The sequence below is a fragment of the Dactylosporangium sp. NPDC000555 genome (assembly GCF_040300025.1).
In the GTDB taxonomy this organism is placed as follows: domain Bacteria; phylum Actinomycetota; class Actinomycetes; order Mycobacteriales; family Micromonosporaceae; genus Dactylosporangium.
Genome location: NZ_JBEPDB010000002.1, coordinates 21,541 through 43,895 on the forward strand (window position 1 = coordinate 21,541; position 22,355 = coordinate 43,895).

The following is a 22,355-nucleotide window of genomic DNA, read 5'->3' on the forward strand; positions in this document are numbered from 1 at the left end:
AAATTCTTTCGGAAGCATTGTCGAGCGCGCGGCGGAACGCAAGAGGACTGTACGGCGCCCGCCGGGCCCGGCCTGGCCCGGCGAGCGCGCGGTGATCATTCCGAGGCGCTGCCCACCGGGGCGTCGAGCAGCACGGCCAGCAGGTCGCGCAGCACGCCGATGCCGTCCTGGCTGAGCACGGACTCGGGGTGGAACTGCAGGCCGGCGAAGGTCCGCCCGCGCAGCGCGTGGACGTCGCCGTTGGCCGGATCCCGGGCGAGCTCCACCGGGCCGTGCGGCGTGTCGAGCGCCGTGCCGTCGTGCGTGGCCGTGAACGTCGAGTAGAAACCGACCTTCGCCGGGCGGTCGAAGAGGTCGACGTCGCGCTGCATGCCCTGGTACGGCGACGCCTTGCGCCGCAGCGGCAGGCCCAGCAGCCCGGCGAGCAGCTGGTGGCTCAGGCAGATGGCGAGCATCGGCACGCCCGAGTCCAGCAGCCCCGCGACGATGCCGCGCATGCGAGCGATCTTCGGGTCGTCCAGCCGCCGCGGGTCGCCTGGGCCGGGCCCCGGCACCACCAGATCGAACCCGTCGGTCTCGACGTCGCCGTCGTACCGCACGAGCGTGGTCGACAGCCCCAGCGCCCGCAGCTGATGGACGAGCATGCCGGTGAACGTGTCCTCGGCGTCCACCACGAGCGCGCGCCGGCCGGCGAGCGCCGGTTCGGCGATCAGCCCGTCGCGCGGCTGCAGCCAGAACGGCGCCAGCGTGGCGTTGCGCGCGACGAGCGCGGCCCGCACCTCGGGGTCGGCGGCGAGCCGCACGTCGGGCGCGGCCGACGCGGCGGACCCCGTCGGGGAGGGCTGCGGGCCGAGACCGAGCGCCCGCAGTACCGCGGCCGCCTTCGTGTGGGTCTCGAGCACCTCGCCGGCGGGCGTGGAGTGGCGCACCAGCGTGGCGCCCACCGGCACCCGCAGCCGGCCGTCACGGTCGATGTCGGCGGTGCGGATGAGGATCGGCGCGTCCAGCGTCTGGCGGCCCTGTGCGTCGCGGCCGACGAGGGCGAGGACCGCGCCGTAGTAGCCGCGGCCGCGCCGCTCGTGCCGGGCGACGACCCGGCAGGCGTTCTCGATCGGGCTGCCGACCACGGTCGGCGCGAACATGGTCTCGCGCAGCACGTCGCGCACGTCCCGCGAGCCGTGCCCGGCCAGCAGGTACTCGGTGTGCACGAGGTGCGTCATCTCCTTGAGGTACGGGCCGATGACCTGGCCGCCGAGGTCGGCGACGGTGGCCATCATCTTGAGCTCCTCGTCGAGCACCATCGACAGTTCGTCGATCTCCTTGCGGTCGGCGAGGAACTCGAGCACGCCCGCCTTCGTCGGCGCGCCGCGCAGCGTGCCGCTGATCGGGTTCATCATCACGAGCCCGTCGTCGACGCTGACGTGGCGCTCGGGCGTGGCCCCGACGAGGGTGCGCTCGCCGGTGTGCACGACGAACGTCCAGTACGCGCCGCGCTCCCGGGTGAGCAGCCGGCGGAACACGGTGAGCGCGGCCGCGACCGGGTCGCCGCCGAGGTCGGCCTCGAACACGCGATGGATCACGAAGTTCGAGCCCTCGCCGCGCCCGATCTCCTCGCGCAGCACGGTGTCCACGATGGACGCGTACTCCTCGTCGTCCACGTCGAAGCCGGCGCCGGACAGCGCGATCGGTGCCTCGGGCAGCGCGGCGAGGACGTCGTCGACGGCCAGCTCGCGGCGTCGCTCGATGCGCAGCACGGACAGCGGCGTGCCGTCGTCGACGCAGTCGAAGCCGCGCTCGCGGACCTGGCGGAACGGCACGAGCGCGAGGCAGTCGTCCGGGACGGCGGCCAGGGTGTCCACCGTGGACACCGGGCCGGTGAACACCTCGACGGCGTCGCGGCTCTCGCGGCGCAGCAGGGCGAACGGGGCTTTCGGGTCGATCAGCATGGCTTCCCCTTCGGGTTCGGGTGCCGCGCTCGCGAGGCGGCCCCGGTCGTGCCCGGGAAGCAGAACGGCCGCCTCGTGGGGCGGCCGCGGTGTGGTGTCACGCGGAAGTGGGCCGCCTCGTCAGGCGGGCCACCACATGCTGTTCATCAGCGTGCTCAATCGCGTGGACACGCAGCAGAGCGTACGTGGGATCCCCGCCGGCGCCAAGACACCGGCGGGGATTCGCGCTTACCTGTTCAAGGAGCCCATCTCGGCGTAGCGATCGCCGGCGACGTCGCGGCCGATGGAGAGCTTCTCGATCGTGGCGAGGTCTTCGGCGGTGAGCTCGACGTCCAGCGCGGCGACGTTCTGCTCGAGGTACCCGCGCCGCTTGGTGCCCGGGATCGGCACCACGTCGTCGCCCTGGGCGAGCACCCAGGCGAGCGCGAGCTGCGCCGGGGTGACCCCCTTGGCCTCGGCCAGCTTGCGGACCTCGGCGACGAGGTCCAGGTTCTTGCGGAAGTTCTCGCCCTGGAAGCGCGGGTTGCCGGCCCGGAAGTCGCCGGGCGCGAACTGGTCGGGGCTGGTGATCTCGCCGCTGAGGAAGCCGCGGCCGAGCGGGCTGTAGGCGACCAGGCCGATGCCGAGCTCACGGAACAGCGGGAGGATCTCGTCCTCGGGGTCGCGGGTCCACAGCGAGTACTCGTACTGCCCGGCGGTCACCGGGTGCACGGCGTGCGCGCGGCGCACGGTCGCCGGGGCCGCCTCGGAGATGCCGAGGTGGCGCACCTTGCCTGCGGCGACGACCTCGGACAGTGCGCCCCAGGTCTCCTCGATCGGCACCGACGGGTCGACGCGGTGCTGGTAGTACAGGTCGATGTGCTCGACGCCGAGCCGCTCCAGCGACGCGTCGACGGCCTGCCGGACGTACTGCGGGCTGCCGTTGATCCGCCGGGTGCCGCCCTCGCGCTGGATGCCGAACTTCGTGGCGAGCACCACCTCGTCGCGCCGCCCGGCGATCGCGCGGCCGACGAGCCGCTCGTTGGTGAAGGGGCCGTACATGTCGGCGGTGTCCAGCAGGGTCAGCCCCAGGTCGACGGCGCGGTGGATGGTGGCGATGGACTCGGCGTCGTCGCCGGGGCCGTAGAACTCGCTCATCCCCATGCAGCCGAGGCCGAGTGCGGACGTGGTCAGTGCACCGAGGTTTCTCGTTCGCATGGCCTCCAGGTTCCCCCCTTGAGCGCGCTCGAAGTCAAGCCGGCGGGCAAGCAGCGGATGATGTGTAGGAAATGGCTGTCATGGCAGCCGTTTCCTACACATCATCCCCAGCAGCCGGCGAGCCCGCACGAGGTCCCCGAGCGAGCGCCCTTCGCCGTTCATGGAACGACACGCTAACGCCCCATATGCGGCATATCGTGGGGGCATGCTCGAGCACCTGCGCATCCTGGTCGTCGACGACGAGCCGGATCTGTGCGAGATCGTGCGCAGGGTACTCAGCCGTGCCGGAGCCGAGGTGCTGACCGCGTCCGGGCTCGCGGGGGCGGAGCGGTGCTGTGCGGAGCATCCCGGCGGCATCGACCTGGCGATCACCGACCTGAAGCTCAACGACGGCTCCGGCGTGCAGGTCGCCGAGGCGGTGCGCGCCAGCAGCCCCGACGCGATGATCATGTACATGTCCGGGCTGCCGTACTTCGATTCCGCCGTCATCGAGCTCGGGCCGGAGGCCTCCGTCATCGCTAAGCCGTTCCGGGCCACCGAACTGGTCGATACCGTGCAGACGGCGCTGATCAGGGCCGGAAGGGTCGCGCCGGAACGTTAACGGGAAGCGCTGCGGGGGCATACGTTGCGTACAGGAACCCGGCGGACGCGAGGTGGCGCGATGACTTCAGCACACCCCCCGGACTCCTCGGCCTCGTCGCCCGGCGACCCGGTCGACGGCGGTCCCGACAGCCCGACCGACCTGAGCAAGCGGTCCTGGACCGGCGTGCTCAAGCGGACGGTCAAGGAGTTCAACAACGACAACCTCGCCGACTGGGCCGCCGCGCTGACGTACTACGGGGTGCTGTCCCTCTTCCCCGGCATCCTGGTGCTGCTGGCGGTCTCCGGGCTGCTGCTCACGGACACCACGCAGGACGCGGTACTCAAGGACACCCGGGAGTTGCTCCCCGCCTCGATCGCGGGTCCGGTCACCGGCGCCATCGACGAGCTCAGGAGAGGCTCGCACGTGGCGGGTCTGCTCGCCGTCGTCGGCCTGCTCGGCGCGGTGTGGACGGCGTCGGGGTACGTCGGGGCGTTCATGCGCGCCTCGAACGCCATCTACGACGTGCCGGAGGGCCGCCCGATCTGGAAGGTGCTGCCGATCCGCGTCGGCATCACGATCGCGGTCGGCACCCTCATCGCCATCGCCGCGCTCAGCATCGTCTTCACGGGGCGGCTCGCGCAGCAGGCGGGCGGCTGGATCGGCCTGTCGAAACAGGCGGTGGCGATCTTCGACATCGTCAAGTGGCCGGTGCTGCTGCTCGTCGCGATGCTGATCCTGGCCATCCTGTACTGGGCGTCGCCGAACGCCCGCCAGCACGGCTTCCGCTGGATCACCCCCGGCGGCGCGTTGGCGGTGTTCATCTGGCTGGTCGCATCGGCGGGCTTCGCGATCTACGTGTCGAACTTCAGTTCCTACAACAAGACGTACGGCACGCTGGGCGGCATCATCGCCTTCCTCGTCTGGCTGTGGATCTCCAACATCGCGGTCCTGCTCGGCGCGGAGTTCGACGCCGAACTGGAGCGCGGTCGCGCGATCGAGGCCGGCCAGCACCCGGATGACGAGCCGTACGTCCCGCTGCGCGACGACAGCCACGTGAAGGACGACCACGACATCGGGCTGACCTGAGAACCTCTTACCGGCCGGCGCCGGCTGACGCGGACGAGTCCGGGCGGAACGTGTTGCGGTACGCGTTCGGGGAGACGCCGAGCGCCGCCGACAGGTGCTGGCGCAGCGACGCGCCGGTGCCGAAGCCCGCCGCCGTCGCCACGCGGTCCACCGGCAGGTCGGTCGTCTCCAGCAGGCGGCGCGCGTGCTCGACCCGCTGGTGGGTCAGCCACTGCAGCGGCGTCATGCCCGTCTCGTCGCGGAAGCGGCGGCGGAACGTGCGCACGCTCATCCGCCCCCGCGCGGCCAGCGCGGCCAGCGACAGCGGCTCGTGCAGCCGCTCCAGCGCCCAGGCCCGCACCGCGGCGGTGTTCGCCCCGACCGGCGGCGGGACCGGGCGCTCGACGTACTGTGCCTGACCGCCGTCGCGCCACGGCGGGACGATGCACAGCCGGGCCACCCGGTTGGCGACCTCGCTGCCGTGGTCGCGGCGCACCAGGTGCAGGCAAAGGTCCACGCCCGCGGCGACGCCGGCCGCGGTCAGCACGTCGCCGTCGTCCACGAACAGCACGTCCGGACGCAGCTCGACCGCCGGGAACGCGCGGCGGAACTGCTCGGAGCGGTTCCAGTGCGTGGTCGCCGGGCGGCCGTCGAGCAGGCCGGCGGCGGCCAGCGTGAACGCCGCCGTGCACAGCGACACGATCCGCGTGCCGGGCCGCACGGTGCGCAGCGCCGCGGCGAGGCGCTCGGGAAGCCACCTGGGGTCGGATTCGTCCGCGCAGGGCCCGAACGGCGGGATCACCACCGTGCCGGCGGTGGCCAGCAGCTCCGGGCCGTGCGCGACGGCCACGGCGAAGTCGGCCTCGGTGGTCACCGGGCCGCCGTCGAGGCTGCAGGTCAGCACCTCGTACAGCGGCTCACCATCCGGGCCCTCCGCGGTGCCGAAGATGCGCATGGGGATGCTCAGCTCGAAGGGGTGCACCCCGTCGAGCGCCAGGACGACCACGCGGTGCCGGGGCGCTGTCATGGCCAGATCCTTCCACATGTTGTCGATCCAGCCACTCGTATCGCCGATGGCCGCACAGCAGGATCGAGCGCATGAGAGCCATCACCCAGGATGTGTTCGGCGGCCCCGAGGTGCTGCGGCTGACCGAGATCGACCGGCCCGAGCCCGGGTTCGCGCAGGTGCTCGTGCGCGTCCACGCGGCCGGCGTGAACCCGACCGACTTCTGGCACCGGTCCAACGGCGGTCTGCGGGGCCGCATCGTGCCGCTGGGCTGGGACGTGTCCGGTGTGGTCGAGGCGGTCGGGCCCGGCGTCACGCTGTTCGAGCCCGGCGACGAGGTGTTCGGCATGCCGCGGCAGCCGGAGCCGGCCGGGGCGTACGCGGAGTACCTCGTCGCGCCGGCCCGCCACCTCGTCCGCAAGCCGGCCGGGATCTCCCACGCCGAGGCGGCCGCGCTGCCGCTGGTGTCGCTGACGGCGTGGCAGGCGCTCGTCGACGTGGCCCGGCTCCAGGCCGGGCAGCGGGTCCTCGTGCACGCGGCGGCCGGCGGCGTCGGGCACGTCGCGGTACAGATCGCGAAGGCCCTCGGCGCGGAGGTCGTCGGCACGGCGCGCGCCGCCAAGCACGGGTTCGTCCGCGCGCTGGGCGCCGACCGGGTCGTGGACCGCACCGCCGAGGACTTCGCCGAGGTCGTGTCGGACGTCGACGTTGTGCTGGACCCCATCGGCGGGGAGTACGGCCCGCGCTCGCTGCGCACCCTGCGCCCCGGCGGCATCGTCGTGTCGCTCGCGTCGCCGGCCGAGGCCGCGCTGACGCCGGTGGCGCGGGCGCAGGGCAAGCGGGCGGTGTTCATGGTCGTCGAGGCCGACCAGGCCGGCATGCGCGCCGTCGCGGACCTGGTCGAGCGCGGCCTGCTGCGCGCGACGCTGGACACGGTACTGCCGCTGGAGGACGCGGCGAAGGCGCACGAGCTCGGCGAGCGGCGCACCACCACCGGCAAGATCGTGCTCGCCGTGCGGGCCGACGCCTCCGGCGGCCAGGGCTGACGTTCCCTGCCGGGGGCATGGGACGTGCGGGCCGGCGCGTCGAGCGGTCAGGACCGCTGCGCGGTGGCGCTGACCTTGTCCACGGCCGCGGCGACCGAGCTGCGGGTGGTGGCGGCCAGGCTGGTCTGCTCGTTCAGGGAGGCGGCCACCTCGCGCTGCGCGGTGGCCACGGCCCCGAGCCGGTCCGCCACGCCGCCGACCGCACCGGCCGCCGCGGCCGCGCCCGCGGTCACCTGCCCGACCGTCGTCTCGATCCGGCCGGTGGCCGCGGCGGTCTGCGCGGCCAGCTCCTTGACCTCGTTCGCGACGACGCCGAAGCCCTTGCCGGCCTCACCCGCGCGGGCGGCCTCGATGGTGGCGTTGAGCGCGAGCAGCTTCGTCTGGTCGGCGACGGCCTGGATCAGCCCGGCGACGGTGGCGATGTCGGAGATCGCGGACTCCAGTTCGCCGATGACCGCGCGGGCGTGGTTGGAGTCGCTCAGCGCCGCCTCGACGTCGCGTACCGCACCCTGCACGGTGGTGTTCATCCCGGCCAGCGCTGACTGGAACGACTCCATCGCCGAGCCGGCCTCGGCGCCCAGCCGCACTCCGGTCTCGGCCACGTCGGCGAGCACCGTCTCCAGCCGGCGGCCCAGCTGCTCGCTGCGGGCGACCTGCTCGGCGGCGTTGCCGGCGGCCTTCTCCTCGCGCCGGGTGGCGGATTCGGCGGCGGCCCGCAGCTTGTCCTCGTTCTCCGCGGCCAGCCGCTCGCGCTCAGCCTCTGCCTCCGCCTCGGCATGCGCGGCGAAGCGCCAGTACGTCAGCTGCGTCAGGCACATCGCCAGCACGAACCCGGCGTGCATCAGCACGAACCAGACGGGGTGGTCGCGCGCCTGCGGGCTGGAGAACACCGTCTCCGGCATGCTCAGCCCGGTCACCAGGTGGTGTACGCCAACCAGCAGCACGCCCAGCGCGAACGGGATCCAGTCCTGATACAGGCTGACCAGCCCGATCACCACGAAGAAGTGGAAATGCAGGTCGGTGATGCCGTTGCCGGCGTGCACGAGCGCCATCGCGGCCAGCAACAAGCCGACCGAGACAGCGATCGAGCCGCCGCGGCGGGTCTGTGCGATCCCCGCGGCGATCGCGCTGAGCAGCACGCCGGCGTTGAACGACCAGATCAGCCACGCCGCGCCGTGCGCGTGCTGCCCGACCACGGCGTGGCCGTTGACCAGGCTGATCACCACGAGTGCCGGGATGTGCAGCCACAGCACGGCGGTCAGCGCCCGGTGCCGCGAGCGGAACGCGGCGTCGCTGAGCGTGACCTTCGGCATGAGCCAGGAGAGCGCTCCGGGCATGTTCGAGCTCCCTACGTACCGGTCGGAACTGATCGTTCCAATCGGCAGCGAAGGGCCGATCTGTAGCGTCGGCCGCGAGCGGTGCGCCCTTGTCCGGCGAACCGCGCGCCCAGCCACCGCTGCGATCGCCGGGCCGTTGCGATGGCGGCAGAGGGCCGCCGGGCGGGTGCCCGGGCGGCCCTCTGTGTTCGCCTGTGGCGGCCTCCTCAGCCGAAGTGCACCGGGGCGGCCTCGGCCGGTGCCGTGGCCGACGACGTGGTGCGGTCGGTCGTGGTGTTGCGGACCAGCGCGATGATCAGGATCGTCGCCACGGCCAGCAGGACGGCGCTCGCCGTGAAGGCCACGTTGTACCCGTGGATCGCCGCGTGCGCCTGCATGAGCTGGCCGGCCGCCGGACCGCGCGAGGCGGCCTCGACCGCGTGGCCGGTCACGTAGCCGGCGACCGCCGTGGTGAAGATGGTATTGAGCAGGGCCGTGCCCAGCGAGCCGCCGACCTGCTGGGTCGCGTTGACCATGGCGCTGGCCACGCCGGCGTCGTGGTTGGCCACGCCGGACAGCGCCAGGCTGCTCATCGGGACGAAGACCAGGCCCATGCCGAGGCTCATCGCGATGAACGACGGCAGGATGTCCGTCGCGTACGACGAGTCGAGGTCGAGCCGGGTCAGGTAGATCATCGACGCGGTGGCCAGGACGCCGCCGACCGACATCAGCAGCTTCGGGCCGGTGCGCGGCAGCAGCCGGGAGGCGATGACCGCGGCCGCGATGATGCCGCCCGAGAACGGCAGGTAGGCCACGCCGCTCCTCATCGCCGACCAGCCGAGCGTCTGCTGCAGGTAGAACGTCATGAACAGGAACATGCCGAGCATGCCCGCGCCGAGCAGGATCGAGACCAGGTAGGACGCGCCGCGGTTGCGGTCGAACAGCACGCGCAGCGGCAGCAGCGGGTGGGCGGTGCGCGACTCCCAGACCCCGAACGCGCCCAGGAGCACGACCGCCGAGGCCAGCCAGGTGATGGTGACGGCCGAGCTCCAGCCGTCGGTGGCCGCCTTGGTGAAGCCGTAGACCAGGGCCACCTGGCCCGCGGTCGCCAGCACCGCACCCGGGATGTCGTAGCGGGTGTCGCCCTGCGCCTTGCTCTCGCGCACCAGCGGGACGGCTGCGGCGAACGCGAGGACCGCGATGGGGATGTTCACCAGCAGGCACCAGCGCCAGTCCGCGTATTCGGTCAGCACGCCGCCGGCCAGCAGGCCGATGGCCGCGCCGCCGCCGGAGATGCCGCCGAACACGCCGAACGCCTTCGCGCGCTCCCTGGCCTCGGTGAACGTCACCGTGATCAGGGAGAGGGCGGCCGGGGCGAGCAGGGCGGCGAAGATGCCCTGCAGGCCGCGGGCGGCGAACAGGGTGCCGGCGTTGACCGCGGCGCCGCCCAGCGCCGACGCGCCGGCGAAGCCCAGCAGGCCGATGAGGAAGGTGCGCTTGCGGCCGAAGTAGTCGGCGATGCGCCCGCCGAGCAGCAGCAGGCCGCCGAAGGTGAGCGTGTAGGCGGTGACGATCCACTGCCGGTCGGCGGTGGAGATGTCCAGCGCCTTCTGGGCCGAGGGCAGCGCGATGTTCACGATCGTGCCGTCGAGCACCACCATGAGCTGCGCGACGGCGATGACGGCGAGGGCGAGCCAGCGCCGGGGATCAGGAGGAACGTCAGGAGATGATGTAACCGATATGTCGGGCGCGACGACCGCGTCGTTCGCCATGTGCCAGCCTCCAGGGCATGGGGAACTTTCCGTCCGCACACTACGGACGGGGTACGACACTTTTCTGATTCGTTCGGGTGCCGCCGGGCGCCAGGCGCGGCGTCAGCAGCCCTGCCGCAGGATCGGCAGCAGGACGCCGTCGACCAGTCGCGCGACGAAGGCGTCGTCGAACGGGCCGGTCCGCCACAGCCGCCGGCTCATTACCATGGCGTGCAGCACCTCGTGCAGCAGCTCGGCGCTGGCGCCCTCGGGCAGCTCGCCGCGCTCGACCGCACGCTTGATCATCGACTCGTACATGTCGTGCTTGGTCTCGTAGACGCAGCGGTACATGACCTCGGACAGCTCCGCGTTGTGCGTGGCCGCCGTCAGAAGCCCCGTGATGATCGCCCCGTCCGCCCCGGCGGCCACCTCGCACACGGTGGTCAGCTGGGCGTTCAGGTCGCCACGCAGCGAGCCGGTGTCGGGCGGTTCGGCGCGCCCGCCGTAGCGGTGCTCGATCGCCTCCATCACCAGCTCGGGCTTGTTGGGCCAGCCCCGGTAGATGGTCGCCTTGCTGGCGCGGGCCCGCGCCGCAACGGCGTCCATCGACATCCGGTCGTAGCCCACCTCGCTGAGCAGCTCGAAGACCGCTTCGCAGATCGCCTCGCGACGGTCCGGTTTGGTCGGCGTCGCCATGGTGACCTCCTTCCGCGGCAGGTGTACGGAACCGTTCCGTCTCGAAACTAGCTCAGTCCGGGATGTGAAACGAAACGGTTCCGTATTCCCGCTCTGTGAGGGGCGCCACACCGAGTGATGTAAGAAGTTGCACTGCACGGGGCAGGTTTCGGCGGTACTACCCGGGTCCGCTCCGTCCTATCGTCAGGTCCATGACTGAGCTGTCGACCGAGCGGTACATGTGGTCGCTCTACGAGCCCGTGCACGCCATCACCTACTTCGCCCCGCAGACGCGGCAGGCGTTCGAGGAGGCGGGCCTGCGCGGGTTCTGGCGCGCGTACTTCGCCGGCCGCAGCGCTCCGCTCGGCGCCGTCGGCCCCGCGCCGGTCATCGCCGCGTTCTACGGCTTCGCCCCCAGCATGGTCACCCAGGCCCTGCCCGACATCTGGACCCGCATCACCCCGCAGGCGGCGCTGGAGGCCCGCCGCTCGGGCGCGCGCCGGGTGCTGGAAGACGCCGCCGAGGGCTTGGAGGGCGTCGAGGAGGCCGCCGCCCTGCTCAGGCAGGCCGCTCAGGAGGCCGAGTGCTACGGCCGGGTGCTCGGCGCCGCCAACGCCGCGCTCCCGTGGCCGGAGGACCCGTTCGACGTGCTGTGGCAGGCCTCCACCGTGCTGCGCGAGCACCGCGGCGACGGGCACGTCGCGGCGCTGCTGGTCGAGGGCATCGAGGGCTGCGAGTCGATGGTCTGGCGGATCGCGGTGAACAACGGGCGCGGGCGCGACATGGGGCAGGCGGGCCGCGGCTGGAGCGACGAGGAGTGGGAGGACGCCCGCCAGCGGCTGCGCCAGCGGGGCTACCTCGACGGCGAGGGCGGGGCGACGGAGAAGGCGATCGCCGCATACCGCATGATCGAGGAAATCACCGATCAGCTGGCCGCTCGCCCGTGGCAGGCCCTCGGACCCGACGCGACCGAGCGGTGCGCCAAGCTGCTCCGCCCGATCGCGGCCCGGGCCTTCGAGGTGCTGACCTACTACCCGACCTGGATCGGTCTTCCTACGCCAGCTCGGGATGCTTCTTGAGATAGGCGGCGATGAACGGGCACTGCGCGACGATCTGCAGCCCCCGGTCCTTGGCCAGCGTCAGCGCGCCACCGGCCAGCCGGCTGCCCACGCCCTTGCCCTCGAACCGCGGCTCGACCTCGGTGTGCGTGAAGACGAGCCGCTCCGGCTCGCCGGCGTCGGCGGGGTGCAGGCGGTAATACGCCGCCCCCGCCGACTCGCCGTCGACCTGGATCTCGAACCGGTGCTGCTCCGCGTTGTCAACGACCTCGAAGTCCACTCAGGACGCCTCTCCCCGAACGTCCGCATGCGCCGCGGGGATGCTGCCGAGCCGACCGGCCTGGTAGTCCTCGAACGCCTGCACGACCTCGGCCTTGGTGTTCATGACGAACGGACCATACGCCACGACGGGCTCCCGGATCGGCTGTCCGCCCAGGAACAGGACGTCCATCGCCGGGTGCTGCGGGTCCTGCTTCGCGTCGGCGCTCACCGTGATGCTGTCCCCGTCCCCGAACACGGCCAGCTGCCCGCTGTCCAGCGGACGCCCCTTCGCCCCGACGGTGCCGTTGCCGGCCAGCACGTACGCCAGCGCGTTGAAGTCCTTGCGCCACGGCAGCGTCAGCGAGGCGCCGGGGGAGATGGTGGCGTGCACGAGGGTGATCGGCGTGTAGGTGATGCCGGGGCCGGCGTGCCCGTCGAGCTCGCCCGCGATGACCCGCAGCAGGGCGCCCCCGTCGGGCGAGGTCAGCAGCGACACCTGCCGGCCGCGGATGTCCTGGTAGCGCGGCTGGGCGAACTTGTCGGCCCGCGGCAGGTTCACCCACAGCTGGATGCCGTGGAACAGCCCGCCGCTGACCACCAGGTGCTCCGGCGGCGTCTCGATGTGCAGCAGACCGCTTCCTGCAGTCATCCATTGAGTGTCGCCGTTGGTGATGACGCCACCGCCGCCGTTGGAGTCCTGGTGGACGAACTCGCCGTCGATGATGTAGGTGACGGTCTCGAAGCCGCGGTGCGGGTGCCACGGGGTGCCCTTGGGCTCGCCCGGCCCGTAGTCCACCTCGCCCATCTGGTCCATGTGGATGAACGGGTCGAGCGTGCGCAGGTCCACGCCGGCGAAGGCGCGCCGGACCGGGAAGCCCTCGCCCTCATAGCCCTTCGGCGCCGTGGTCACGGAGACCACCGGCCGCGGCCGCGCCGCGACGGGGTCGGGCGTGGACACGCGCGGGAGCGCGAGAACGTTTTCGACGGTGATCGCGGGCATTGGAGCCTCCAGTGGTGCGTTTGCCGGCTGAACTTGTCGCCTGCAGCAACAGTACTTGCCAAGCAAGTATTCCGCAAGTCAACAATCTCCACCGCCGGCAAGGTCAGTCGAGGAGCGCGATCGGACTTATACCCCTACAGGCGAAAAGTCCGATATGTCTGGCGCGTCAGCGCCGGATATATCGGATGTCAGGCGAGGCCCGCGGTGAATGAGGTAGCGCGAGGATCAGGCGCGCGGCGGCGCGGTGCTCGCGCGGACGATCAGCTCCGCCGGCAGGCACAGGTGCTCCGCCGGGCCCGGCGTGCCCGCCTTCGCCGCCTCGATGGCCTGGGTCAGCGCCGCCGCGGCGGCATGGCCCTTCGCGTGGATGTCCTGGCGCACGGTCGTCAGCGGCGGGCGCATCCGGGCCGCCGCCGGGCTGTCGTCGAAGCCGACCACCGACAGGTCCTCCGGCACGCTCAGACCCGCGTCCACCGCCGCCGACACGACGCCCTGGGCCAGGGCGTCCGAGAAGCACAGGATCGCCGTCGGCGGCTCGGGGGCGGACAGCAGCAGGCGGGCCGCCTGGTAGCCGGACTCGGGGTCGCCGTGCGGCTCGCGGGCGATCGCGGGGGACACGCCGGCCGGGGTCAGCGCGTCCAGCCAGCCGGACAGGCGTTGCGAGCCGACGTAGCCGTCGATCATGTCGCCGGGGCTGACCATGCCGTGGCGGCCGCGGACGCCGGAAGTGACGATGCCGACGCGGCGGTGGCCGAGGTCGACGAGGTGCTGGGCGGCGGTGCGGGCGCCCGCGCGGTCGGCGACGTTGACGGCCGGCACGCCGTCGGCCGGGACCTGGTCGATGAAGACGAGCGGCATCTTGCGGCGCAGCAGCCAGTCCACGGCCGTGGACTCGGGGTCGCAGGAATACACCAGCGCACCGTCCATCGCCACGTCGCGGGCCGGGACGACGCCGCCCGCGGTGTCGGTGCTCAGCAGCGTCAGGCCCAGGCCGGTCGGGGCGAGCTCGTCGGCGATCGCGCCGAGGAAGGTGGTGGCGACCTCGTCGGCGAAGGCGCCGCTCAGCGACTCGGTGAGCAGGATGCCCACGGCGCCGGTGCTGCCCCGGGCCAGGGCCCTGGCGGCCGGGTCGGGCCCTACGTAGCCGAGCTCGTCCGCGATCGCCAGGATCCGGTCGCGCAACGTGGGTGAGAGCTGGTCGGGGCGGGAGAACGCATTGGAGACCGTCATCCTGCTCACGCCGACCCGGTCGGCGATCGTCTGCAGGGTCACCCTCCCCACCGCAACGCCTCCCATGTCGTCGGTTCTCCCCTCGAGACCTTAACGCGCCAGCTTTGAGCGCACCGCCGGGGCGGGGGCGACGGCCTCCGCCGCGCGGCGCAGGGTCGCGGCCAGGGCCGTTCGAGTGCGGTACCCCCGGGGTGGGCTCACCGGCGCATCGTGGTCGACGACCGGGGCGTTCGGCAGGGCGCTCGCGTACTCGAAGCGCTCGCCGTTCCATCTGCTGCCGAACTGCTCCGACAGCGCCGACTGCGACACGACCATGGCGAACGGGAACGTGCTCATCGGGATCTCCGTCTGTACCGGTACAGCTTGTATACCGGTACAGTAAACGGCAGCGCTGTACCGGTCAAGTCTATATCGGTAAAGAGACGGGAAGTCCGGGGAGGGGATGGGCGCGCGGCGAGGGCCGGTACAGGGCAGAGGTACCGCCCCTCGCCGCGCGCGCGGGACGCCGGCCTCAGAGGGGGTGGCGGGTGAAGGCCGGGCGTCCACGTGGGAACGCGCTGACCATAGCCATCCGCCGGGTGTCCGTTCCAGCGGGAACGGCCCAGTTAAGGCACTTCTAATCGAGACTTGTTCCGGCGCTATGCACGCCCGTCCGTCTGGGCCTTCCCGCGGCGCGAGCGCCGCTCGTTGGGCTCGCGCGACAGCCGGCCGACCAGCCATCGGCTCGTCGGCGGCGCCTCTTGCGGTGCGGGATCGGCGTCCGCCATGACGATCACCACGCTGGCCCCGCCGAGGGCGCCGGTGCCGATGTTGACGGTGCCGTTGCCCGCGATCGCGACCCGGCGCACGATGTCCAGCCCGAGGCCGGTCGAGCCCTGGTCGCTCTCGCCGCGCTGCAGGGCCCGCTCCGGGTCGGGGATGCCGGGGCCGCCGTCCTCGACGCGCAGCACCACGTAACCGTCCCCGCGCCGGGTCACCGCCACCTCGAACGGCACGCCCTGCGGCGTGTACCGGATGACGTTGCCGATCAGCGCGTCCAGCGCCGCGGCCAGCTCGCTCTTGGGCACCGTGACCGGGGCCGGCTGGTCGACGCCGAGCGCCTTGCACTCGCGCTCCTGGTCGCTGGCGACCGCGGACCAGAACATCATCCGGTCCCGCACGATCTCGGCCACGTCGCAGCCCTCCTCGCCGGTCGAGGCGGCGGCGCCGTCGGCCCGCTCGCCGCGGTCCGGGGTGGGGGAGTGCGCGTCGATCGGCTCGCGCATCGCCCGGATCAGCTTGTCGATCTCGACCTCGAGCGCGGCGATCGCGTCGCGGATGCGCTCGGCGTCCTGGGAGTCGTCGAGCGTCTCCGCGTCCAGCCGCAGCGCGGTCAGCGGGGTGCGCAGCCGGTGCGACAGGTCGGCGACCAGCTCGCGCTCGTTGGACAGCAGCGCCATGATCCGGTCGGCCATGACGTTGAGCGCGAAGCTCGCCTCGGACAGCTCCCGGGGGCCCTGCGGATCGATGCGTACGTCGAGATACCCCTCGCTGAGCGCACCCGCGGCCCCGGCCAGCTGCCGCGCCGACAGGATGATCCTCGCCGCCAGCCGGTCGGCGACCCAGACCGAGGCGATGACCAGGCCGAGCGCGACCGCGCCGAGCGCCCACCACGCGCCGCTGACCCCGTTCTCCAGCTCGGCGGTCGGGATGAACACCTCGACCACGGCGGTGTGCCCGGAGCCGAGGTCGACCGGCTCCAGGTACGACTCGCCGCCGGGCACGTCGGCGATGACCGGCGCGGCCTGGTCGGCGGCGCGGCTGAGGTCGCCGGGCGCGGCATGGCCGGTGCCGATCTCGGTGCCGTCGTCGTCGAGGTTGTGCACGGCGACGCGCGTGACCGCCGGGCCGCCGGTGCTGGCGATCGCCCGCTCGATGCTCAGCGGGTCGGTGGTCACGGTGAGGACCGCCACGACCACGGCGGTCTGGCGTTCGGCGTCGGCGAGCGCGCGTTCGCGGGCGAGCTGCTGGACGACGAGACCCAGTGGGACCAGGAAGGCGAGCGCCACCATCGTGGTGACCGCCGCGGAGACGTAGGCGAGGGTCCGCCTCAGCCCGGGGCTGCGAACCTGAAGCCCACGCCCCGCACGGTGTGCAGGTATTTGGGCGCTGACGCGCTCTCGCCAAGTTTCCGGCGTAGCCAGTACAGATGCACGTCGATCGTCTGGTCCTCGCCCACTGAGGGTTGCCGCCATACCTCCTCCAACAGCTCACGGCGTGAGACCACCCGGCCGGGTCGGGCGGCGAGGTACGCCAGCAGGTCGAACTCCTTGCGGGTCAGGGTCAGCGGCTCGCCGTGCAGATATGCCTGGCGCTGGCCGATGTCCACCCGCAAGCCTCCCACCTCGATGGCGGTGGGCTCCTCGCGGCTCGCCCGTCCGGTGCGGCGCAGCACAGAGGTCATCCGGGCGTCCAGGTGGGCCGAGGTGAACGGCTTGATCATGTAGTCGTCGGCGCCCGCCTTGAGTAGCCGGACGATCTCCGCCTCGTCGTCGCGGGCGGTGGCGATGATGATGGGTGTGTCCGCGATGCCGCGCAGCATGCGCAGCGCGTCGGCGCCGTCCAGGTCGGGCAGTCCGAGATCGAGCACGACCAGGTCGGGGGTCTCGGCGGCGAAGCGGCGCAGCGCCTCCAGGGCCGTGCCGACCGCGTGCACCGTGTGACCCCGGTCGGTCAGGGAGCGCAGCAGGGCGCCCCGCACGACATGGTCGTCCTCAACCAGCAGCACCGTGGCCATGCGAAGAAGGTACTGCCTGTGGCAAGCCCGGGTCCCGTCGGTCGATGGATGAATCCGACATGTCCGTTCTTTCGTTCACGGTCATCGCAGCGGGAGCTCCACGCGCAGGCTGGTGCCCGCCCCGCGCGGGCTGTGGAGCACGATCCGGCCGCCCAGCGCCTCGACGCGGTCCTTGAGGCCGACCAGGCCGGTGCCGCGGACGAAGTCGGCGCCGCCGACGCCGTCGTCGCGGACCGCGAGGCGTAGCACGGCGCCGGCCTCGACGGTGACGGTGGCGGCCGACGCGTGCGCGTGTTTGGCCGCGTTGGTCAGCGCCTCGGCGACGACGTAGTACGCGCTGACCTCGACCTGCTCGGGCAGCCGCCGCTCCGCGCGCATGTCGAGGTCGACCGGGATCGGCGAGCGGCGGGCAAGGGAGCGCAGCGCCGGGCCGAGACCGCCTTCGGACAGGATGGCCGGGTGGATACCGCGCGAGATCTCGCGGAGCTCGTCCAGGGCGCCAGCCGCCCCGGTGACGGCGCGGTCGAGTTCGGTGGCGAGCGCGTCGAGCTCCGGTGGCAGCGCCGCCTGCGCCGCGCGCAGTTGCAGCGCCAGCGCGACCAGCCGCTGCTGGGCGCCGTCGTGCAGGTCCCGCTCGATGCGCCGGCGGATCTGGTCGGCGGTGGCGACGAGCCGCGCGCGGGAGGTGGTGAGTTCGGCCCGGCTCTCGGCGTTGGCGATCGCGGTCGCGATGAGCTCGGTGAAGTCGGCCAGCCGTTGTTCGGTGTCCTGGGGCAGCCGTTCGCGGCGAGACCCGACGTCCATGGCGCCCCAGACCCGGCCCTCGACCAGGATCGGGCTGGCGACCGCGGAGCACAGCCCCGGGAGGGTGGCGTCGAGCAGGCTGTGCGACGCGGGGTCGTCCACGTCGCGGCGAGCCGCGCGGCCGGTGGCCTGGACCGCCGCCATGGCCGAGCCGGGACAGGGCTTGCCGCGCGCCCCCGGCCGGCTGCACTCGAACCCGTAGTCTCCCATCATCGTGGCGTCCCCGTCGGGCTCGAACCGCGCGATCGCCGTTCCGTCGGCGTCGAAGAGCGTGGCGACCTCCTCGGCCACCCTGGCGAACATGGGATCTGGGCCCACCCCGCGGGCGACCAGGGTCGCCACCCGCCGCAACGCCGCCTGCTCGTCGGCGATCCGGCGGAACTCGGCGTACAGCTGGGCGTTGTCGAGGGAGACGGCGAGCTGTCCGGCGATGAGCTTGACACCGTCGAGCCGTTCGGTCGTGAAGGCGCCGCGGATGAGCCGGTTCTCCAGCAGCAGCATCGCCTGCAGCGTGCCGCGGCTGAGGATGGGCACGGCCAGCAGCGAGCAGCAGGTGACGCCGGTGAAGTAGGGGTCGCGGGCGAAGCGGTCGTCGCGGGTGGCGTCGGGCACGACGAGCGGTTCGCGCATTCGCTGGGCGTATCGCAGCACGGACATCGGGACCACGGGTTCTTGGCCCGTTGCGCGGAGCCGGGCGATGCCGCCGCTGCCCGGGGCCGGCAGCAGCCAGTGTTGCCGATCGTCGCTCCACAGCGGCAGGTGGACGGCGGTGGCGCCGGTCATCGCGCTGAGCAACTGGGCCACGCGGGTGTGCAGCCGTTCGATGCTGGTCTCGGAGCTCAGCGCCTGCGACGCGGACAGGATGCCGAGCAGGTCGAGCGTGCCGGTGGCGACGGTGGCCCGTTGATGCCGCGCGTCATCGGGCTGGCCGCCGCTAGGGTCGCCGCCCGGCGCGGTGGTCGCGTCGGGCTCCGGCCGCAGGGTCGGGTAGGCGCGGTCGAGTTGGCGGACTTTCGCGGTCGCGCCCCAGGCGAGATAGTTCTCGCGCGCTTCCATGAGCAGGCTGTAGCCGCCGTGTTCGAGGCCATGGGCGAGATAGAAGCGGGCTGCGCGTTCCGTGATCAGGGCCCGGTGCCAGGGCCGCTGGCGCTGGGCGGCCTCGCGCCGGGCGGCGTCGAAGGCGAGGGCGGCGGCGCGGAAGTCGCCGACCGCCCAGGCCCGCTCGGCCTCGAGCAGCCGTAGCAGGGGCTGGAAGTTCGCCGGCGCGTCCGCGGCGCGGGCGGCCAGCCACCGCGTCATCTCGTCCAGTTCCGACAGCGGATCGTCGCGTTCGTCATCGTGGCTGTCCCGGGCCTGCGCGGCGAGGGCCAGCCCGCGCAGCAGGTGGGCCAGGGCGGTCGGGTACAGGCCCAGCGCGGTCGGCAGCAGCGGCATCGCCGCCGCGGCGTGCCGGGCCAGGGCGACCGGGTCATCGAGGATGGCGGCGGAGAGCGCACGGTTGACATGTGCGTGGAACCGCGCGAACGGGTCGACGTGACCGTCGGCTGCCGCCCCGTCGGCTGCCGCCGCACCTTCGCCGCGCAGCACGCCGGCCAGCCATCGGTAGCTCTCCAGCCACTGACCGACCCGCTCGCTGCCGGTACGCCGCACGAAGGTCAACCCTGTCTCCACCTCGGCGACGAAGCTGTCCAGGGTCGGCGTGCTGTCCAGCAGGCCGACCGCGACCGTGTAGTAGGTGTAGGCGGCGCGGCCCAGGTCACCCGCCGCGATCAGCCCCTCCCGGGCACGCAGGCCCGCTCGGACAGCGTTTTCGACCGGCTCGAACCAGCAACAGGAGTAGGCGAACCGGTAGCCCGTCTGCGATGTGTCGGGCTCGTAGCCACGGGCCTCGGCCAGCGCCAGGCTCCGCCGCAACGCCCGATACCCGGCACCGTAGTCGCCCAGCATCACGACCTCGGAAGCGACGTGGCTGGCGGTCGCGAGCAGGGTGGGGCACAGGCCGTGATTGAGCCAGATCTCCAGCGCTTCCAGGCTCAGCCAGCGGCACAAGGCGAAGTCAGGGGCGACGTAGGCCGCCGGCAGGATCGTGTTGAGCAGACGGGCCGTGGCGAGCAGCGTCGGATCGGTGATCTCGGGGCCCATCTCGTCGCTGCTGTCGGTGTCGTCCAGCCACCGGTGCAGTTGACGGAGCGAATGATCCAACCGGTGGTCGAGCTCGGCCTGGAGCCGGTCCGCCGCCGGCACGGTGACCCCGAGCTCCCGCAGCGACTCGATACCGAGCCCGATAGCCTCGGCAATCCGGTTGCGGTGGGTCAGGCTGCGTATTTGCACCACCGTGGCGTCGACTCGATCGGTGGCGTCGGTACACAACCCCGTGATCGTCTGGTACTCCTCGTCCGCCTCGTCCAGGCGGCCCAGGCCGTACAGTGCGGCGTGCCGGCCGGTGTGCACCTCGATCAGCGTGGCGGTCTCACCCGGGTCGATGAGCTGCAGCGCCGCGGCCAGCAGCGCGTTCACCAGTGCGTGGTCCCCGACCAACGCCGCCTGATCGACCGCGCGCCGCAACAGTCGCACCACCCGGCGCCGCTCCGCCGGGTCGCGGACCGCGTCGACCACCGGCAGGTACTGCTCCGCCGCGACCGCGAACCACTTCGGCACCTCGGCCAGCCGCCGCGCCATGGCCAGCTGCAGGCCGCGGCGCCGCTGCCGGTCCAGCCCGTGCAGGACGGCCTCGCGGATCCGGTCGTGGCGAAACCGCACCGCCTCCCGCGCTCCGGCCTCCACCAGCAGCAGGCCCTCGTCGAGGGCGGGCGCCAGCCGCTGTTCCACCACGTTCGCCGGCACGGCGGTCGCGGTCCCCAGCAGGCGCAGCTCGGCTCGCCCGCCAAGGCACGCCATCGCCTCCACCAGCTGCCACGACGGCGCCGGGACGGACTCAACCCGCGCCCCCGGCAACCCGGCCACCTCCGGCCGGCCCAGGTACGCGCGCACGGCCGCCGCGTCCCACCGCCATCCGCCGGCCGCCGCCGTCAGCGCGCCGTCGCGGCGCAGGGCGTTGAGCAGCTCCACCGTCTCATACGGGTTCCCGGACGTATGCGGACTGATCATCCCGGCCAGGTCCGCCGCCGCGGTCTTGTCCGCGTGCAGCATCTCGGCAACCATGGTGGCAAGATGCGCCACCGGCAGGTTGCCCAGCCGCAGGTGCCGCACCGCGGGCTGTTCCCGCCACCGCGGCAGCGCCGCCGCCAGCGAATGGGCCGTGTCCGCGTCGCCCTCACGGTAGACACCCACCAGCAACAGACCTTCGATCGACTCCTCGCTGAGCACCACATCGACGAAGCCCAGCGGCGTGCGACCCGCCCACTGCAGGTCGTCGACGAACACCACCACCGGCCGTTGCGGCGAGGCGATCGCGCGCAGCACCTGTATCGCCGCGCGCTGCGTGCGCACCTGCGCGGTCAGCGGATCGCCCGGATGCGGCGGCACCTCGAGCAGCGCCGCGAACTCCGGCACCACCGCGGTCAGCAGGCCCGCGTTCGGGCCGACCGCCGTCAGGATCCGCTCGCGTATCCTGGCCAGCTCACACTCCGGCTCGGCGAGCAGCAGCCGGCCCAACGCGCGGAACACCTGATGCATCGCGTCGAACTCCAGATCCCGCCGGCACTGGTCGAACTTGCCCACGAGGAACCAGCCGTCCCGGCGCGTCACCACCGGCCGCAGCTCGTCGACGAGCGCTGTCTTGCCCACTCCCGCCGCTCCGCCAATGAGCACCCCGCGACACCGGCCCGCCAGCGCGTCCTCGAACGCCGCGCGCAGCGCCGCCACCTCCGCGTCGCGGCCAGCCAGCCGCGACGGCGGCGACAACCGCGGCGGAACGTCGCGCTCACCCACCCGCAGCTCGGCACCCGCCCGCGGACCCGCGTCGCGCAACCGCTCGAGGTCGTGGAGCACGCCGTCGGCGGTCTGGTAGCGGTTGTCCGGCTCCTTCTCCAGCAGGTGCATGATGATGTCGGACAACGGCCCCGGCACGGCCGGGTTGACCGCCGCCGGCGGCACCGGCACCCGAGCCAGATGGTCGTGCGTGAGCCGCAACGGGTCGCCGGAACCGAACGGCGGCGCGCCCGTCGCCAGCTCGTACAGCGTCGCGCCCAACGAGTACAGGTCGGCCCGTTGGTCCACCGGCCGGCCGGTGCGGCCGGTCTGCTCCGGCGCCAGGTACGCCAGCGTGCCGACGATCTCGGTGTGATGGGTGAACTCGGGACGAATCTCGGCCAGCGACGTCGCCAACGCGAAGTCCACGAGGCACGGCACGCCGTCGCGGGAGATCACGACGTTCGCCGGGGCGATGTCCCGGTGCAGCACGCCCCGCCGGTGCATCCCCGCCACCGCCCGGGCCAGCTCCACCGCCAGCCCGATCAGATCACCGAACGCCAGCGGCTTGGCCAGCCCGGCGAGGGTCGTGTCACCGGCATCCGCCAACACGATAGACCCCGCATACCGCGGCGCCTCCACCAGCCGCGCCACGCCGTCGACGCCGCGCAACCGCTCGAGGATCGTCAGCTCGTGCCGTAGGCGCCGCGAAGCATTCGGCCCCAATGGCTCCTTGCGCACAACGGCGCTCCCGGCCGAGGCGAGGCGGGC

17 protein-coding genes are annotated in these 22,355 nt (G+C 72.6%); 4 read left to right on the forward strand and 13 right to left on the reverse strand.

The window, feature by feature from the left end; all coding sequences use genetic code 11:
• Positions 1 to 95 precede the first annotated feature (95 nt).
• Both ABT297_RS02175 and ABT297_RS02180 read right to left on the reverse strand, forming a co-directional pair.
• Positions 96 to 1,946, reverse strand: a complete 1,851-nt coding sequence (locus ABT297_RS02175; protein WP_350543634.1) for an anthranilate synthase family protein — start codon at positions 1,944 to 1,946, stop codon at positions 96 to 98.
• A gap of 228 nt (positions 1,947 to 2,174) precedes the next feature.
• Positions 2,175 to 3,143 carry an aldo/keto reductase gene (locus tag ABT297_RS02180; RefSeq protein ID WP_350543636.1) on the reverse strand — a complete coding sequence of 323 codons (969 nt, stop codon included), beginning with the start codon at positions 3,141 to 3,143 and terminating at the stop codon, positions 2,175 to 2,177.
• A 205-nt stretch (positions 3,144 to 3,348) separates the two neighbouring features.
• Here ABT297_RS02180 and ABT297_RS02185 point away from each other — a divergent pair, with 205 nt between their 5' ends.
• Both ABT297_RS02185 and ABT297_RS02190 read left to right on the forward strand, forming a co-directional pair.
• Positions 3,349 to 3,744 (forward strand): response regulator, encoded by a 396-nt coding sequence (locus ABT297_RS02185; protein ID WP_350543638.1) that lies wholly within the window; start codon positions 3,349 to 3,351, stop codon positions 3,742 to 3,744.
• A 60-nt stretch (positions 3,745 to 3,804) separates the two neighbouring features.
• The gene (locus tag ABT297_RS02190; RefSeq protein WP_350543640.1) at positions 3,805 to 4,812 is read left to right on the forward strand and encodes a YihY/virulence factor BrkB family protein; all 1,008 of its coding nucleotides are present in this window, start codon (positions 3,805 to 3,807) and stop codon (positions 4,810 to 4,812) included.
• 7 nt (positions 4,813 to 4,819) lie between these two features.
• On the opposite strand, the gene ABT297_RS02195 is transcribed toward ABT297_RS02190, so the two are convergent.
• Positions 4,820 to 5,818, reverse strand: coding sequence for a GlxA family transcriptional regulator (locus ABT297_RS02195; protein ID WP_350543642.1), 999 nt, complete (start codon positions 5,816 to 5,818; stop codon positions 4,820 to 4,822).
• Positions 5,819 to 5,889: 71 nt separating this feature from the next.
• Between ABT297_RS02195 and ABT297_RS02200 the strand changes: the two genes are divergently transcribed.
• Positions 5,890 to 6,843, forward strand: a complete 954-nt coding sequence (locus ABT297_RS02200) for an NADP-dependent oxidoreductase (RefSeq protein ID WP_350543644.1) — start codon at positions 5,890 to 5,892, stop codon at positions 6,841 to 6,843.
• Between the two features lie 47 nt (positions 6,844 to 6,890).
• Here ABT297_RS02200 and ABT297_RS02205 read toward each other — a convergent pair whose 3' ends face one another.
• The 3 genes from ABT297_RS02205 to ABT297_RS02215 form a co-directional block, all read right to left on the reverse strand.
• Positions 6,891 to 8,180 (reverse strand): methyl-accepting chemotaxis protein, encoded by a 1,290-nt coding sequence (locus ABT297_RS02205; protein ID WP_350543646.1) that lies wholly within the window; start codon positions 8,178 to 8,180, stop codon positions 6,891 to 6,893.
• A 206-nt stretch (positions 8,181 to 8,386) separates the two neighbouring features.
• Complete coding sequence (locus ABT297_RS02210; protein ID WP_350543648.1) at positions 8,387 to 9,931, reverse strand: MFS transporter; 1,545 nt, start codon at positions 9,929 to 9,931, stop codon at positions 8,387 to 8,389.
• A 102-nt stretch (positions 9,932 to 10,033) separates the two neighbouring features.
• A complete protein-coding gene (locus tag ABT297_RS02215) occupies positions 10,034 to 10,606 on the reverse strand; it encodes a TetR/AcrR family transcriptional regulator (protein ID WP_350543650.1) in 573 nt (190 codons plus the stop codon).
• A gap of 191 nt (positions 10,607 to 10,797) precedes the next feature.
• On the opposite strand from ABT297_RS02215, the gene ABT297_RS02220 reads away from it, so the two are divergent.
• Positions 10,798 to 11,664, forward strand: coding sequence for an SCO6745 family protein (locus ABT297_RS02220; protein ID WP_350543652.1), 867 nt, complete (start codon positions 10,798 to 10,800; stop codon positions 11,662 to 11,664).
• On the opposite strand, the gene ABT297_RS02225 is transcribed toward ABT297_RS02220, so the two are convergent.
• The 7 genes from ABT297_RS02225 to ABT297_RS02255 form a co-directional block, all read right to left on the reverse strand.
• Positions 11,639 to 11,923, reverse strand: a complete 285-nt coding sequence (locus ABT297_RS02225; RefSeq protein ID WP_350543654.1) for a GNAT family N-acetyltransferase — start codon at positions 11,921 to 11,923, stop codon at positions 11,639 to 11,641. The genes ABT297_RS02220 and ABT297_RS02225 overlap by 26 nt on opposite strands.
• Positions 11,924 to 12,904 (reverse strand): pirin family protein, encoded by a 981-nt coding sequence (locus ABT297_RS02230; protein WP_350543656.1) that lies wholly within the window; start codon positions 12,902 to 12,904, stop codon positions 11,924 to 11,926.
• 225 nt (positions 12,905 to 13,129) lie between these two features.
• Positions 13,130 to 14,176: a LacI family DNA-binding transcriptional regulator gene (locus ABT297_RS02235; RefSeq protein ID WP_350543659.1), complete on the reverse strand. Its 1,047-nt coding sequence runs from the start codon at positions 14,174 to 14,176 to the stop codon at positions 13,130 to 13,132.
• A gap of 48 nt (positions 14,177 to 14,224) precedes the next feature.
• Positions 14,225 to 14,470 (reverse strand): hypothetical protein, encoded by a 246-nt coding sequence (locus ABT297_RS02240; protein WP_350543661.1) that lies wholly within the window; start codon positions 14,468 to 14,470, stop codon positions 14,225 to 14,227.
• Between the two features lie 302 nt (positions 14,471 to 14,772).
• Positions 14,773 to 16,185, reverse strand: coding sequence for a sensor histidine kinase (locus ABT297_RS02245; RefSeq protein ID WP_350543663.1), 1,413 nt, complete (start codon positions 16,183 to 16,185; stop codon positions 14,773 to 14,775).
• Between the two features lie 38 nt (positions 16,186 to 16,223).
• On the reverse strand, positions 16,224 to 16,910 hold the full coding sequence (locus ABT297_RS02250) for a response regulator transcription factor (RefSeq protein WP_350543665.1): 687 nt from the start codon (positions 16,908 to 16,910) through the stop codon (positions 16,224 to 16,226).
• A gap of 81 nt (positions 16,911 to 16,991) precedes the next feature.
• The gene (locus tag ABT297_RS02255; protein WP_350543667.1) at positions 16,992 to 22,325 is read right to left on the reverse strand and encodes an AAA family ATPase; all 5,334 of its coding nucleotides are present in this window, start codon (positions 22,323 to 22,325) and stop codon (positions 16,992 to 16,994) included.
• Positions 22,326 to 22,355 lie beyond the last annotated feature (30 nt).